The sequence below is a fragment of the Pseudoalteromonas sp. BSi20439 genome, assembly GCF_000241165.1.
Taxonomy (GTDB): Bacteria; Pseudomonadota; Gammaproteobacteria; order Enterobacterales; family Alteromonadaceae; genus Pseudoalteromonas.
Genome location: NZ_BADW01000217.1, coordinates 57038 through 72218 on the forward strand (window position 1 = coordinate 57038; position 15181 = coordinate 72218).

The window sequence follows — 15181 nt, forward strand, 5'->3', positions numbered from 1 at the left end:
CCTTAGATTGAATAAATTTTAATCCTAAAGCTTGTAATTATTAATGGATATTTTATGACCGAAAAAACAAAGTTAGTTCGCATTGCCACTCGTAAAAGTGCATTGGCACTCTGGCAGGCTGAATTTGTAAAAGCGCAGCTAGAGCATTTTCATGATGACGTGCGCGTAGAGCTCGTGCCAATGTCGACTCAGGGCGATATTATTTTAGATACGCCATTGGCTAAAATTGGTGGCAAAGGTTTATTTGTAAAAGAACTAGAGCAAGCCATGCTTGATGGCCGTGCAGATATTGCTGTGCATTCAATGAAAGATGTACCAGTAGAGTTTCCGGATGATTTAGAACTGCACGTTATTTGTGAGCGTGAAGACCCGCGTGATGCGTTTGTATCAAATAACTTTGCCAATATTGATGCGCTACCACAAGGCGCTATTGTGGGGACTTCAAGTTTACGTCGCCAGTGTCAAATTAGAGCGCTGCGTCCGGATTTAGAAATTCGTGACTTACGCGGCAATGTCAATACACGTTTAGCAAAGCTTGATAGCGGCCAATATGATGCCATTATACTCGCAGCAGCAGGGCTAATTCGTTTAGAGATGGGCGAGCGTATTCGTGACTTTATTGAACCAGAAGTGTCGTTACCTGCTAATGGCCAAGGCGCTGTAGGCATTGAGTGTCGTATAGATGATACCGTGACAAAAGCATTATTAGCGCCACTTGAGCATAGTGAAACACGTATTCGCGTTAACGCTGAGCGCGCAATGAACCGCCATTTAGAAGGAGGCTGCCAAGTGCCAATTGGTGCGTATGCATTGGTTGATGGTGAGCAAGTACACTTACGTGGTTTAGTCGGTGCGATTGATGGCAGTGAAATTTTACGCGATGAAATTAGCGGTCACGTTGATGATGCTGAAAAGTTAGGTATAGAGCTGGCTAAAAAACTATTAGCACAAGGCGCAGATAAAATTCTAGCTGACGTATATCGAGACGCATAATGAAACATATCTTGATAACTCGGCCCGAAGGAAAAGGCGCAGCCCTTGCACAGCAACTTGAGCAAGCGGGTTATCAAGCGTCTTTATATCCAGTTTTAAAAATAACCTACTTAACGCCGACAAGCGTTGAATTAAGCCCGTTGGTAAACGCCGACAAAATTATTTTTGTTTCACAGGATGCGGTGCATGCATTAAATGCACTTAAGCCTGCAATTAATACCAAAGCGCAGTTTTATGGGGTGGGCCAACAAACAGCTGATACCATTTATGAAGTATTTGGTGTGCGAGCTGCATTACCAAAACAACATGACTCTGAGGGGTTACTTGCGCTTAAGTCATTGGCTGACGTTGATGGCAGTAATATTGTGCTGGTAAAAGGTATTGGCGGGCGACCTGAAATAGCAAAAACCTTGAAGCAACGTGGTGCTTATTTAAATAATTGTGTGGTGTATCAACGTGAGCCGGTAGAGCCTAGTTCAGCTAACTGGATAGACCACTGGCAAAGTCTTAATGTACACGGTATAGTCATTACAAGTAATGCTGCAGTTGACGCTATATTTAATACTATTACGCCAGCGCAACTAACGTGGTTACAACAGTGCGAGTTTTATGTTGCCAGTGAGCGCATTGGTGCTTATTTACAGCAACAAAAAATAAATTCGACCCATATACACACTGCGGCAGGAGCTAGCGACCACGCTATGTTTACCTGCATTAATCAGCAAGGTAGCAAAATGAGTGAACAGTCAGCGACGCCAAAAGCAGAAAAAGAAGCACAGCCAATAGCAAAGAACACTTCTAATACGACTAAAAGTGACTCTGCAAAAGCGAATAACCAAACGCAGAGCACTCCTCAAAAAGTAAGTAAAGTAGGTAGCGTTGCGTTAGTGATTTCCTTGCTTGTTGCCAGTGGCGTGGGTTATGAGTTTTATCAAAAACTCAATGCCGGTAAAGTGCAAAATTTAGCGGTAAATGCATTAACAGAGCAAAATAAGATATTGCAGCAAGAGCTGCAAACGCTTAAGTCTGAGCAGCTCAGTTTGCAACAAGCACTGCTTAATAGCGAAGAGCAAATCGCTATGGCACTCAATGAAAATTCTGTAAAAAATCAACAAGCATTAAAAGCCGCGCTACAAAAGGTACAACAAAGTGGTAATACATTAAACCCACAAGAAGTGACCAGCTTGCAACGTATGGCTGAGTTTAAACTGTGGGCAGAGCAAGATTACTCAGGCACGAGTGCCGTGCTTAAACGTTTAGATTCATTGTTAAGCGACCACTCTGGTACGCTTGAGTTGCGCCAAGCAATTACACAAGATATTCAAACACTCGACAGTATTAAACCGGTTGCGACAGAGGCGATTTATTTACAATTAAATAGCGTAATAAAACGTATTGATGACTTAGTATTTAATGCGGTTAATTTGCCTGAAGAGGCGAGTATAAGTGATGAGAACGCACTCTCTGAAGATGTTAGTGATTGGCAGCAAAATATTCGTAATAGCTGGAATAAAATAGTCGATAGCTTTATTACTATTCGCCATCACGAAGGCGTATTAATTGAGCCGTTATTAACTGACCGAGAGCGCCATTTAATTACCCAGCGTATCAAGCTTAATATTACCCAGGCGCAAGACGCATTAATGAGTAAGCAAGCAAGTATTTATTTTAACGCTTTGAATGATACAAAACGTTTGGTTAATGAATACTTTAAGCAAGATGACGATGCGACAAAGGTGGTAATACAGACCTTAGCCAATCTTGAAAAAGAATCGCTTAACTTTAATCCTCAAGTAACACTGCAAAGCACTCAGCAAGTGAAGGAGTGGGCACAATGATAGGACTGATTATTTTCATTGTCGCGATTGTGTTGGTGCTAGCGATTACCCCTTTTGTGTTAGATGAAAAAGGTTATGTGCTGATTTCATTTAACAATACCACTATAGAAGGCACGATTGTTTCATTTTGTATAATGGCAGCACTGAGTGCAGCGGCTTTGTATTTAACTTACAAGCTAGTGCGTTATTGTTTATCTATTTACAGAAACACTAAGCATGGTTTTTTTGCTCGAAGCCAAGAGCGTAAACATGCAGCTATAGAGCAAGCATTGTGGAGTCTCATTAATGATGATTACGAGCAAGTAGACAGTGCGCTATCAAGCAATAGTGTGCCACCTAAATTTACCGATATACGTTTAGCATTATTAGCAAAAGCGGCACTGGCAAATAATCAACCCGATAAAGCGCTTGAGCGTTTGTTTGAAATTAGCCCAGAGCAACAACTTAAAGTGGCTAAATTGTGGTTAGCTAGTGGCGACAGCAGTGTAATTGAACCGCAAATACGGGTGGCTGCAGAATCTAAAAAAGCCACGGTGTTTGATTTGAAATTGTACACCGAAGTGTTAGTGCAACAGCAGCATTTTAAATTGCTTGAAGACTTTTTACCGCGTTTATTACGCAAAAACGCCTTGAGTGATACCCAGTGGCAGCAAGTGTTTTTAGCTTATTTTGCAGCGCAAGCAAGTGATGAGTTAACCACTAAATACCAACATTTAGGTAAAAAACTGCAAGCGCATGCGTACACGGCCTATTTAACCCAAATGGCCAAAACCGGGCAATTAGCAAGCATTGAAAATGAGCTAATTAAATTGCTTAAGCACAATAAACAACATGACCAATTGGCTAGTATTTTAAGTGAAGCTGCCCCAAGTAATGCTTATAAGTTGCAATCAAGCATTCAAGAGCGATTAAAAAAAGATGAGCATAATAATGCGTTATTATTAGCGTTGGCGTGTTTAGCCAATGCGCAAGGTGATTATGATTTAGCTGCGCGAGTATTCGACAAAGCGCTTAATAGTGAAAATAAATCACAATACCGACAACAAGCTATATTAAGCTATAAGCACAGTGCACAATTAGATAAGGCACTTGTACTCTACCAATAATCAATTATAGTTATAAATCAATAATAAAAGCGCAGGAGCGGCGGTTGTGAAAAATGTATTTACACTTTCCTTTAGCCTCGCATGCGCTTACTTCTTTAGCGGTTACCTGAGTAATTTTTTATTTGCTGTTAATGGTTACGCGGTTGCCTCTTGGCCCCCTGCAGGTATTGCACTAGCGAGCTTTTTATTATGGGGGCGTCGCGCTTATGTGGGGATTTTTGCAGGCGCTGCTTTTGTTAATTTAATTCACTTAGACAGTGTTGCTGATATTTTAAACTGGCAAGTATTATTGCAAGCTATTGGCGTCAGCTGTGCTGTATTTTCTCAGGCCTGGCTGGGTGCATTCCTCATTACCAAAGTTATTAAAGCGCCTCTTAATTTATCTTCCCTTAAACTTAGTATTCAAAGCTTGATGATTGGTGGACCGCTGTGTTGCGTCATAGCTGCTGGGTCAGGAACCATTCTGCTTGTTTTTAATCATATAATTAGTTCATCTGCTGCACTTAGTACCTTTATTACCTGGTGGGTTGGTGACTCAATAGGGGTACTGATTTTTACCCCTTTAGTACTGGCTGTATTTAACTATTCGCAGTTACGTCATCGGCTTCAAGTTATTTTGCCTGCGTTACTTATTTACGCCATTATCAGTGTTAGTTTTTATGGTGCGGCTAGTGTAAAAAAACAAAAAGACATTCAAAAACAAGAAGCTAAATTGATGATGACGCAAAGTGCCATTAATCAAAGGTTAGATGAAGTGGCTGCCCATCTATCTTTGTTAGGCGCATTTTTAGCAAGTAGCGAACAAGTTAGTCTTGATGAGTTTAATCATTTTACCTCTAAGCAGTTGAGCTACAGTGAAGAGATTTTAGCGTTAAATTGGGTACCAATCATTACTGCCAATTCTATTAATGAATCTACTAAATGGGACAAAAGTGTCGTTATAAAACAAAGAATGGCGAATGGACAATGGCAAAAAGCACCCTCTAGTAATATTTATTACCCCATAAAATACATTTACCCCTTAAAGAATATGCAAGATCTGTTGGGTTTTGATTTGAGCTCTGATGTGGGTATTCGCGACGCCCTTAATAAAGCAAAAATTCTTAATGAGTTGGTACTGAGTAAACCATTTAAGTTAGCCCCTACAGATGATGAATTAAGCGTGCTTTTTATTTCTCCTGTATTTGGTGCTCCTGATATTGAAGGGGATTTCAAAGGATTTGTGATTGCACTCGTTAACTTAGCTAAGTTGTCGCAGGTACTTTCATTTGATAGTAGTGGCGAAGTCGCGATTAGCTTTACTGATATAAATAAAGTAGATAATAAACAGACTCTTTATAGCGTTGAGCATGACTCAATGACGTTGCTAAAAGATTATCAGTTGTTAATTGGGCATCGGTTATGGCAGGTAGAAATATACCAACCTAAGACGGAGTCAACCTGGCTTATTTATTGGTTAGCACAGATAGTGGGAATGTTATTTGTTTGGCTATTGATTATGTTTTTAATTTCAGTGGTCGCCACCAATGTTCGTATACGGGAACAAGTGGCAAAGCAAACACTGACTTTGCGCCAGGAAAAGAAAAAAGCTGATGAAGCCAGTGAGATAAAAAGCCAGTTTTTAGCCAATATGAGCCACGAAATTCGCACTCCAATTAATGGTATCAAAGGCATGCATTACTTAGCACTGCAACAGCAGGACTGGCCGCAAGCAAAAACTTACATAGAGCAAGCTGATGGTGCGGTCAGCGTCTTATTGAGAGTGCTTAATGATGTGCTTGATTTTTCAAAAATGGAGGCGGGTAAACTTGAGTTAGTGCAGGAGCCTGTGGAGTTAAAATCTCTAGCAAAAGAAGTTATGAGTTTAATGCAATTTGAAGTCAGTAATAAGCCTTTGTCACTGCAAGTTGAGGTTGATCATGATGCTCCTTTAGTTGTTAATACCGATCCTATTCGTTTAAAGCAGGTGCTGCTGAATTTATTAAATAATGCCGTTAAGTTTACTGCTAAGGGCAGTGTCACATTAAAGATTTGGCAGTCAGCAAAAATGACTTATTTTAGTGTCAATGATACGGGGATTGGAATTAGTGAGGAGGCACAAAAACAGCTATTTAACCCTTTCTCTCAGGCTGATAGTTCAACCTCACGCCAGTTTGGTGGCACAGGGCTTGGTTTAAGTATTTGTAAAAAATTAGTGGAGCTGATGGGAGGAGCAATTGATTTAAAAAGTAGTGAGGGTCACGGCTCTACGTTTACCTTTAGTTTACCGCTTCATTCACCATTACCTAAAGCACAATATTATTCAGGTAAGTTAGATAAAATAGATATTAGCAATTTAACATTGGCGAAGTATCGTTTACTGCTAGTTGAAGACAACCCATTAAATCAACATGTGGCTACGGCTATTTTAAAAACCAAGCAGGGTGTTGTAGATATTGCTAATAACGGCCTTGAAGCGATTAAAATGCTAAGCGATAAAAGATACGACTTAGTATTAATGGATATTCAAATGCCGCAAATGGATGGCTTACAGGCAACGAAAGTGATTCGTAATGAGTTAGGTTTTTTAGATTTACCCATTATTGGCTTATCTGCTAATGCGCACGAACAAGACGCTAAAAAAGCGGTTAATGTGGGTATGGATAACTATATAACCAAACCTATTGATGCTGATGCACTGTTTAAAATGATTTGGTTTTATTTATCACGTTAGAGATTAAGCCACTCTTTTATATAAAAAGCAGACATAAGACCTCCTAGCGCTAATTTAAATATTCTACACTTGAAATATTACTATACCTGCGTATCATTCGCGCAATTTTAATTCAACCGAGTAGCTATTATGATCAATAGAAAAATACCTTTGCTAGATATTCACCGTCATTTAGATGGTAATGTACGCGCGCAAACCATACTAGAACTTGGTCGTCAGTTTAATATCGCTTTACCCGCGGACAATGTTGAAGCACTTATTCCTCATGTTCAGGTTATTGATCCTGAACCAAACTTAATGGCATTTTTACAAAAGCTTGATTGGGGAGTGACGGTACTAGGTGATTACGATGCCTGTAGACGCATTGCGATAGAGAATATTGAAGATGCACAAGCGCAAGGCCTTGATTACGTAGAGCTGCGTTTTAGCCCTTATTATATGGCACAAAGCCAAGGCCTACATCCTCAAGGGGTTGTTGAGGCGGTGGTTGATGGTATCCGCAGTGCAACAAAAGATGCTGATATAAAAGCAAACTTAATTGGTATTTTATCTCGTACATACGGTGTTAAAACCTGCCAGCACGAGTTAGACGCGTTACTTGCCTTTAAAAATGACTTAGTCGCCGTAGATTTAGCCGGTGATGAAATTGGTTACCCTGGCGAGCTGTTTGTTGATCACTTTAAACAAGTACGTGATGCGTATTTAGCTGTTACTGTGCATGCTGGTGAAGCGTTAGGTGCGCCAAGTATTTGGCAAGCATTAAACGAGCTTGGTGCAAGCAGAATAGGCCATGGTGTTAAAGCGATTGAAGATCCCAAACTAATGGATTATTTACGCGATAACCGCATTGGTATTGAATCATGCTTAACCAGTAATATTCAAACCAGTACAGTGAATGATTTAACCAAACATCCACTTAAGCAGTTTTTAGATCATGGCATTTTAGCCTGCCTTAACACGGATGACCCAGCTGTTGAAGGCATTGAAATTGAGTACGAGTACGCAGTGGCAGCACCAAAAGCAGGTTTGTCACAAGCCGATATGGAAAAAGCGCAAGCGAATGCGCTTGAAATTGCCTACTTAAGTGACGCTGATAAAAGTGCACTTAAAGCCAAAGTAGCACAGCGTAAAATTGCTTATATTAACCTGAACTCTGGTTAAGATATTTATTAACAATGCCACTGTTTACAGTGGCATTTTTTATATGTGCGCATTACAACTAACGTAATTATTATAAAGTGCTTTTAATATATCGGCACGGCTGATCATACCTACCACTACACCGCCATCGATTACGGGATAATTTTTAGGTTTACCGGGCTTCATTTGTTCTGCTAATTCCATAATATTGGTATCGCCGTGCACGGTTACCACATCTGTTTGCATCAACTGCGATACCTTAACCATACCATCACAAAAATAACTGCTTTGCATTAAGGGTTTAAGTAACTCCTGTTCTGAGATAAAGCCAACAAGCACCTTATTATCATCAAATACCGGTGCGCCAAGTAGTTTAAATTTTTGTAGCTCAGCAATGGCTGTGGTCATTTCTGTATTAGGGGTGATATGAGGCAACTTGTGTTGCATAAAATCTTTTACTTTTGTATTTAACATTTAGGTTTCTCCCGCTTAATGTTCTATACAAAGTATGGTTTATAGATTGGATTTTAGGAAATTGTTTATGTTGATGAGCTTAATAGGTAATAACAATCATAGTTCTAGCAATTAAAACAATTAAGGCACCCTAAGGTGCCTTAAAAATAATGCATTTGCTTTTATTTTATAAAAGCAAATGCATCCGCGTACATGTTTTCGCGAATGGCGCCATGATTTATAAAATCATCACGTACTATGCCAATCATGTCAAAACGACCTGCCATATAAATATCGTAAGGTTCTAACGACATAATATCGCTCATCACCGCTTTATGAACATAACCAGTGTGGCCAGTCCAGCTGTCGGTAGGATGTTCTACTACAGGAATAAATTTAAAGTTTTTACGGCTATCTGCCCATGCTTGCATTTGCGTATGAGCATACAGCGCCGACTCTTCTTTTACACCCCAGTAAAATAGCACCGGGCGCTCACAGTTGATTTCAGCTAAATGCTCAGCCATTGACTTTGCGTAAGAAAAACCAGTACCGCCGGCGAGTAAAATAATTGGACGCTCGCACTGCAAACGCAGCTGAGAAATACCTAAACCCGCTTCAATAGTTACGGTTTGGTTATCGTTGTGGGCACTACGAAGGTGCTCTAATGACTGCATCGCATAAGAGTCTGCGTTTGATGCGCCAATGTGTAATTCTAAAGCATCCGTTTGTGAAGGGCGACTCGCGATTGAAAACGCGCGTTTATCTTTCTCACCTAAAACCAATTGTAAATATTGGCCAGCTTCAAATGCTACAGGCTGTTGCGGCTTTAAAATAACTTTATGAACAAATTCTGTTAGTGGGCTGATAGAAACAACTTCAGCGAGTAATGTTTGCATGTTTTACCTTAAATTAGCGAATACGCACTTTATTTGAGCAATAATAGCATATCCGCAGGGTGAGTTTATAGCCTAGAGGCCCTAGACCAAAGTCGTTAAAGAATATCTAAGCTATCCCAAAGCTCATCAACTCGATCCTTAGTGGCTTGATCCATGACAATAGGTTCGCCCCATTCGCGAGTTGTTTCACCAGGCCATTTATTTGTTGCATCCATACCCATTTTTGAACCTAGGCCAGATACGGGCGATGCAAAATCTAAATAATCAATTGGTGTGTTTTCAATTAACGTCGTGTCGCGCGCAGGGTCCATACGAGTAGTGATAGCCCAAATTACATCGTTCCAATCTCTAGCGTTAATATCATCATCACAGACAATAACAAACTTAGTGTACATAAATTGTCGTAGGAATGACCAAACCCCCATCATTACGCGCTTGGCGTGACCTGGATATTGTTTTTTCATTGTTACCACGGCCATACGGTACGAACAACCTTCTGGCGGTAAATAAAAATCGACAATTTCTGGAAATTGCTTTTGTAAGATTGGTACGAATACTTCGTTTAATGCCACCCCTAAAATAGCCGGCTCATCCGGCGGGCGGCCAGTAAAAGTACTATGGTAAATAGGGTCTTTACGATGTGTAATATGGGTGACCGTCATGACTGGGAAATCATCGACTTCGTTGTAGTAACCTGTATGATCGCCATACGGACCTTCCGGTGCCACCTCTCCTGGCATAATATGCCCTTCAAGTACGATTTCTGCACTGGCTGGTACTTGTAAGTCATTCGAGATTGACTTAACTACTTCAGTTTTACTACCACGTAGTAAACCGGCAAAGGCATATTCGCTTAATGTATCTGGAACGGGAGTTACAGCGCCTAAAATAGTTGCAGGATCTGCACCTAATGCCACCGAAACAGGATAGGGCTGGCCAGGATGCTCTTTACACCACTCTTGAAAATCAAGCGCGCCACCGCGATGAGATAACCAACGCATAATGATTTTATTTTTACCCAATAGCTGTTGGCGATAAATCCCTAAATTTTGGCGCTTTTTATGAGGTCCTTTGGTAACGGTTAAACCCCAAGTAATTAAAGGTGCAGCATCGCCAGGCCAGCAGTGCTGAATAGGAAACTTAGTTAGATCAACGTCGTCACCTTGTAAAATAATTTGTTGGCAAGGGGCTTTTTTAACTTCTTTGGCCGGCATATTAAGTACTTGCTTGAATACCGGAATTTGTCCAAGCGCTTCTTTAATACCTTTTGGTGGCTCAGGCTCTTTTAGAAATGCGAGTAATTTTCCTACTTCACGTAATTCACTCACATCTTCTTGGCCCATACCCATGGCTACACGCTTCGGGGTACCAAATAAGTTAGCTAAAACGGGAATGTTGTACCCTTTAGGGTTTTCAAATAATAAAGCAGGGCCTTCGGCACGCAGTGTGCGGTCAGCAATTTCGGTCATTTCAAGATACGGGTCAATTTCTTGGCTGATGCGTTTTAACTCGCCTCGTTTTTCAAGTAAATCGATAAAATCGCGTAGATCTTTGTATTTCATTGTGGGCCGTTACTTAGCAAAAAGTTAAAAGTATTATACCCAGTTCATACAAGCCAAGTCATTAGCTGCGCTTAAAACTTAAAGCGCTCTACTGCACCTTTTAATGAGTGTGCAAGTTGATTAACGTCTTCACTTTCGCTTGCTAGGGTCGTCGCATTGTTGGCGTTTAAGGTGGCCTGCTCGGTTACCTTAGCCATTATTTGTTGAATATCGGTGCTGTTTGTAAGTTGTTCATGTGAGGCATGAGCAATCTCTTTACTCATAGCATTAACCGATACCAGCGTGCTTTTAATACGCTCAACGGCACTATTTAGTTCAGTGCTGTTTTCAACGCAGTGCTTAGCCTGTTGTTGCCCATCATTTATTTCAGTTTGAGTGGTTTGAGTATGCTGCTGTAGTGTGTTGATCATGGTGGTAATTTCGCTAGTAGAGCTTTGCGTACGAGCTGCAAGCGAGCGGACTTCATCTGCTACTACGGCAAACCCGCGACCATGTTCACCGGCCCGCGCCGCTTCAATTGCAGCATTAAGTGCCAGTAAATTTGTTTGCTCTGCAATACTGCTAATGGTATCGACAATGGCACCAATGAGTTGCGTATATTGCGCTAATTCTTCTGTACTGCTTACTGCTCTATCTAAGCGGCTTAAAAGTGCCTCAATGCTTTGGCTATTATTGTTTGCAATGTCGTTTACGTCATTAGCAAATTGCGAGGCATTAGTAATTTCATCTGAAGTGCTTTGCGCTTGCTCGTATACGGCTTGTGAGCTTTGTAACATTTGCTGCGCTAATGAGGTTGCTTGTGCACTACGTTCCAGCTGTTGCTTAGCAACAATGGTCATTTGCTGGCCTTTTTCGCTGGTTTGAATCGCTGAATTATCGAGTTCGTAAGCGTCGTTACTAATGGCTTTTATTAAGTGAGTTAAATCATCACAAAGCTTATTAGTGTTGTGCATCAGCGTACCAAATTCATCTTTACTGTGGGGATTGCTACGCTGAGAAAAGTCACCTGAGGCTATGCGAGCAAGTTCTTTATTCACCTTTTTAAGCGGTTTTAGCATGGCGTTAGTAGTAAATACTGAAATAATAATCAGCAATGCAATTAATACAAACGCAATAATAATCACTAAGCTAGAGCCGGTATTAATCGCTGATTTAGCGCTCTCTTGTAGAAAGTTAAAGCGCGTGTCAGCCAGTTTATTAAGCTCAATCAATTGATTTTCAATACTAATAAAGGCGTTTTGAAAGCTTTCAAAACGCTGATCAACTTTGTCTTTATTATTGAGCACAGTATTTTGCAATGCATACAGCCCATTAGGATTATTTAATAAGCTACTTAAATCATCAAATGCTGTAATAAGCTCATTTGTGTTGAGTTTATTAGCAATTGGGGTGGCTTGTTGCTCTAAGTAACTAAGATTAGATTTAATATTGTCGAGTAAAAAAGAGGTATCTTGCTGATGATCGTTTATATTTTCTGACGTGGTTATTTGCCCAATTCCTTTGACATTATTATTTAAAGTAAATAATAAATCATCAACACGAGTCGCTGTGCCAAATACTGCATTCAAAAGTGATTGCTGGTTGCTCGCCACGTTTATGAGCTCTATATCAAGTAAGCGGTTACTGAGTTCACGAAGTTGTTCATTAAACGTAATTGTTAGTGCTGCGGCTGAGCTTTGCGCCTTAAAGCGTTGCTCTTTTGCTGCAAGCATGTCGTTGCTTATTGTATTTAGCTTGGTGAAGTCATTATTAATAGTAACGAGTAATGTTTGCATGCCTTGCTGCTGGGCAACTTGCGCTTTGAGTGTTTCTAATTTACTAAAAAACTGCGTTTGTTCGGCGTGCGCCTGTTTTTTATTTTCCAGCAGTAAATTAAGTTTAGTTTGGCTATAAGCAATGGCATTAAATTTAGTAATAGAAAGGAGTGATAAGCGCAGATCTTTACTCGCTTGTTGTACAGGCACTGCCAACGTTTCTATACGCGTGTTAGTAGTACTAATTTGATTTAGAGACCAGTAAAAAAATAGACTGCTAGTAAGCATTAACAAGCCAATGGCTGAAAAGGCTAAAATTATTTTATGTTTGATGGCAAGAGATTGCATAACTTTATCAACAATATTAAGACTTTTGTTAGTGTAGCAAGTTTTTTAATGCGATGTTAGTCATTGGTTAACTGGTGTTGCAGTGATATTTTTTACCTTTAATTATTAGCATGGCTTGCTCGCCTTTGCTCCAAAATAACACCTCTTGATTAATGTATTTACTGCCTGAAGCACTTACCTCATGATTCAACATATAATCATGATCATAAAAGCTCAACTTTGCTTGTTTGTTGCTAATAATATCAAGTTTTGCAGGTGCGTTATCGCATATATAGTTATTAATGCTTGGCTGCTTATTGCATGCAGTCAGGACTATTAAAGCAATAATAACGGTAGTGTGTTTTATTGGTTTCATCATTTATCTATTTCATCGGCTGTTAATTAGGAGCTTAGCAAAGCTAAATTAACCGTTGGTGAAAATATCGCTTTACGTTATGTTTAAGATCTTATTTTTAATTAGGAAATGTCATGGCTGGCAGCAACCTTTTAACATTATTGGATGATATAACGACTTTGCTGGATGATATTGCGACCATGAGTAAAGTTGCGACAAAAAAAACAGCAGGGGTGCTTGGTGATGATTTGGCACTTAATGCTCAGCAAGTTACTGGGGTTACTGCTGATAGGGAGCTGCCCGTTGTATGGGCAGTGGCAAAGGGGTCGTTTTTAAATAAAGCCATATTAGTTCCTGCTGCGTTATTAATTAGTGTGTGGTTGCCTTGGCTAATTACTCCCCTTTTAATGATAGGTGGCTTATTTTTATGTTTTGAAGGCGCAGAAAAAGTATTTGCTCGTTTTTTACCTCATCATCAAGAAGCTATAGAGGATGGTGAAAATTTAGATTTGGCAGAGTATGAAAAGCAAAAAGTTAAAGGGGCAATTCGTACTGATTTTATTCTTTCCGCTGAAATTATTGTTATTACATTAGGTACGGTCGCAGGGGCGACATTAATGAACCAGGCGCTGGTATTGAGTGTGATTGCCATCATCATGACAATTGGCGTTTATGGACTGGTTGCAGGAATTGTAAAACTTGATGATGCGGGCTTATATTTACTTAATCAATCCAAACTTTCCGCAAGTAAGTTTAAAGAATTACTCGGCAAAGCCTTATTAGCTGCAGCCCCACGGTTAATGCAGTTTTTAGCCTTTGCGGGCACGGTGGCGATGTTTTTAGTGGGTGGTGGAATTTTAGTACACGCAATTGAGCTTTTGCATCATACCCAAGTGGATGTAACTCATTATGCGCAGTCGGTTGCTGGTAGCACAGGGGAAATACTAGCCCCTTTAGTATTTGACGGACTGTTAGGTATAGGTGCTGGTTTGATTATTGTGATTATGCATGTCGCTTATACTAAGTTATTTAAAACAAATAATTAGCTGTGGTAACGCTACTTTATTTTATTCGCACTGAGTTGTTTTACATAGTTGCTCAAGTTCGTATTTAGCTTTGCTATTATCTTGAGCAATGGCTTTTTTATACCAATAAATTGCCTGCTGAATGTTCTTTTTTGTACCTTGTCCATCACGATACATTTGAGCAAGGTTTAGTTGACCCCATTGTGAGCCTGAGTTTGCTGCCAGCTTAAAGCTTTCAAGCGCTTCGTTATATTGCTTATCTTTATAGTAAATAATCCCTTGCTGATTATTCTCATCGAGCTTTAAGCCTTTATAAAGAGGCTTAGGTTTAGGTGGAAACATTACAAACCCGCCATAAAGCGAATATGCTTGTGGGCGTAGTACGTCAAATATAATGTCATCTTCGTATAAACGTTTTATTTCATTACGAGGCAGGGTAATAGTTCGAGAAGAAAAATAATCTCTTTGTACTAATAAACTTGCACGCATCGCTGCGGTAATGGCGCTACTGCGTTTATAGCTGTAATTACTTACTTGAAACGTTATAAATTGCTCATCAAAGCTTAGCACTTGCGCAACTTTTAAATTAGTGAGTGTCCATGGTTCGTGAGTGAATTTATCGGCTTTAACTAAATAGGTATCATAAGCTTTTGGGGAGGTTAAATAGCTTTGTTTTAGTATTTCAGTGTTGAGATGCTTTTGGTAAAAAAATAACAGCCCCCATAGTAATAAAATTAATCCAACGCAGTATTTTGGTAGGCTAAGCTTTTCAAGCAGAGGTAACGTTTTAATATTGATAGCCTCACTATGTCCGCATTGATAGCACTCGCGTTTATAACTTAACTTTATCGGAAATATAGGAAAAATGGTAAAGCGTAAAAAGCGGCTTTGATTAACTAAGTGATAGCTGTTGCTGTTGCAGCCAGGGCAGCACTGAACGTGTGTAAAATGAGGAAATGACTGGCTAGTATTGAAAAGCAACATAATAAGGCTCCTTGTTAATTTACAACTTTAGAGCA

12 protein-coding genes are annotated in these 15181 nt (G+C 39.9%); 6 read left to right on the forward strand and 6 right to left on the reverse strand.

From position 1 onward, the window contains the following. Positions 1 to 54 precede the first annotated feature (54 nt). The 5 genes from hemC to add all read left to right on the forward strand — a co-directional run bounded on the left by hemC (position 55) and on the right by add (position 7811). Positions 55 to 993: a hydroxymethylbilane synthase gene (hemC, locus tag P20439_RS16700; protein ID WP_008109042.1), complete on the forward strand. Its 939-nt coding sequence runs from the start codon at positions 55 to 57 to the stop codon at positions 991 to 993. Further along, positions 993 to 2831, forward strand: a complete 1839-nt coding sequence (locus P20439_RS16705; RefSeq protein WP_036934546.1) for a uroporphyrinogen-III C-methyltransferase — start codon at positions 993 to 995, stop codon at positions 2829 to 2831. Before hemC ends, P20439_RS16705 begins: the two co-directional genes overlap by 1 nt. After that, the gene (locus P20439_RS16710) at positions 2828 to 3937 is read left to right on the forward strand and encodes a heme biosynthesis HemY N-terminal domain-containing protein (protein WP_008109045.1); all 1110 of its coding nucleotides are present in this window, start codon (positions 2828 to 2830) and stop codon (positions 3935 to 3937) included. Before P20439_RS16705 ends, P20439_RS16710 begins: the two co-directional genes overlap by 4 nt. Positions 3938 to 3983: 46 nt before the next feature. Further along, positions 3984 to 6650: an ATP-binding protein gene (locus P20439_RS16715; protein ID WP_008468586.1), complete on the forward strand. Its 2667-nt coding sequence runs from the start codon at positions 3984 to 3986 to the stop codon at positions 6648 to 6650. A gap of 129 nt (positions 6651 to 6779) precedes the next feature. Next, a complete protein-coding gene (gene add, locus P20439_RS16720) occupies positions 6780 to 7811 on the forward strand; it encodes an adenosine deaminase (RefSeq protein ID WP_008468588.1) in 1032 nt (343 codons plus the stop codon). 39 nt (positions 7812 to 7850) lie between these two features. Here the strand turns inward: add and P20439_RS16725 are convergent, their stop codons facing one another. The 5 genes from P20439_RS16725 to P20439_RS16745 form a co-directional block, all read right to left on the reverse strand. After that, positions 7851 to 8264 (reverse strand): CBS domain-containing protein, encoded by a 414-nt coding sequence (locus P20439_RS16725; RefSeq protein WP_008468590.1) that lies wholly within the window; start codon positions 8262 to 8264, stop codon positions 7851 to 7853. Positions 8265 to 8425: 161 nt separating this feature from the next. After that, a complete protein-coding gene (gene fre / locus P20439_RS16730) occupies positions 8426 to 9139 on the reverse strand; it encodes an NAD(P)H-flavin reductase (protein WP_008468592.1) in 714 nt (237 codons plus the stop codon). Positions 9140 to 9234: 95 nt separating this feature from the next. After that, entirely contained in the window at positions 9235 to 10701 is a 1467-nt protein-coding gene (ubiD, locus tag P20439_RS16735; protein WP_008468595.1) for a 4-hydroxy-3-polyprenylbenzoate decarboxylase, read from the reverse strand. A 71-nt stretch (positions 10702 to 10772) separates the two neighbouring features. Then, positions 10773 to 12803 carry a methyl-accepting chemotaxis protein gene (locus P20439_RS16740; protein WP_036934552.1) on the reverse strand — a complete coding sequence of 677 codons (2031 nt, stop codon included), beginning with the start codon at positions 12801 to 12803 and terminating at the stop codon, positions 10773 to 10775. Positions 12804 to 12870: 67 nt separating this feature from the next. After that, positions 12871 to 13161, reverse strand: coding sequence for an MliC family protein (locus P20439_RS16745; RefSeq protein WP_008468601.1), 291 nt, complete (start codon positions 13159 to 13161; stop codon positions 12871 to 12873). 110 nt (positions 13162 to 13271) lie between these two features. Between P20439_RS16745 and P20439_RS16750 the strand changes: the two genes are divergently transcribed. After that, positions 13272 to 14183 carry a DUF808 domain-containing protein gene (locus P20439_RS16750; RefSeq protein WP_008468602.1) on the forward strand — a complete coding sequence of 304 codons (912 nt, stop codon included), beginning with the start codon at positions 13272 to 13274 and terminating at the stop codon, positions 14181 to 14183. Positions 14184 to 14204: 21 nt separating this feature from the next. Here the strand turns inward: P20439_RS16750 and P20439_RS16755 are convergent, their stop codons facing one another. Then, complete coding sequence (locus P20439_RS16755) at positions 14205 to 15146, reverse strand: tetratricopeptide repeat protein (RefSeq protein ID WP_008468603.1); 942 nt, start codon at positions 15144 to 15146, stop codon at positions 14205 to 14207. Positions 15147 to 15181 lie beyond the last annotated feature (35 nt).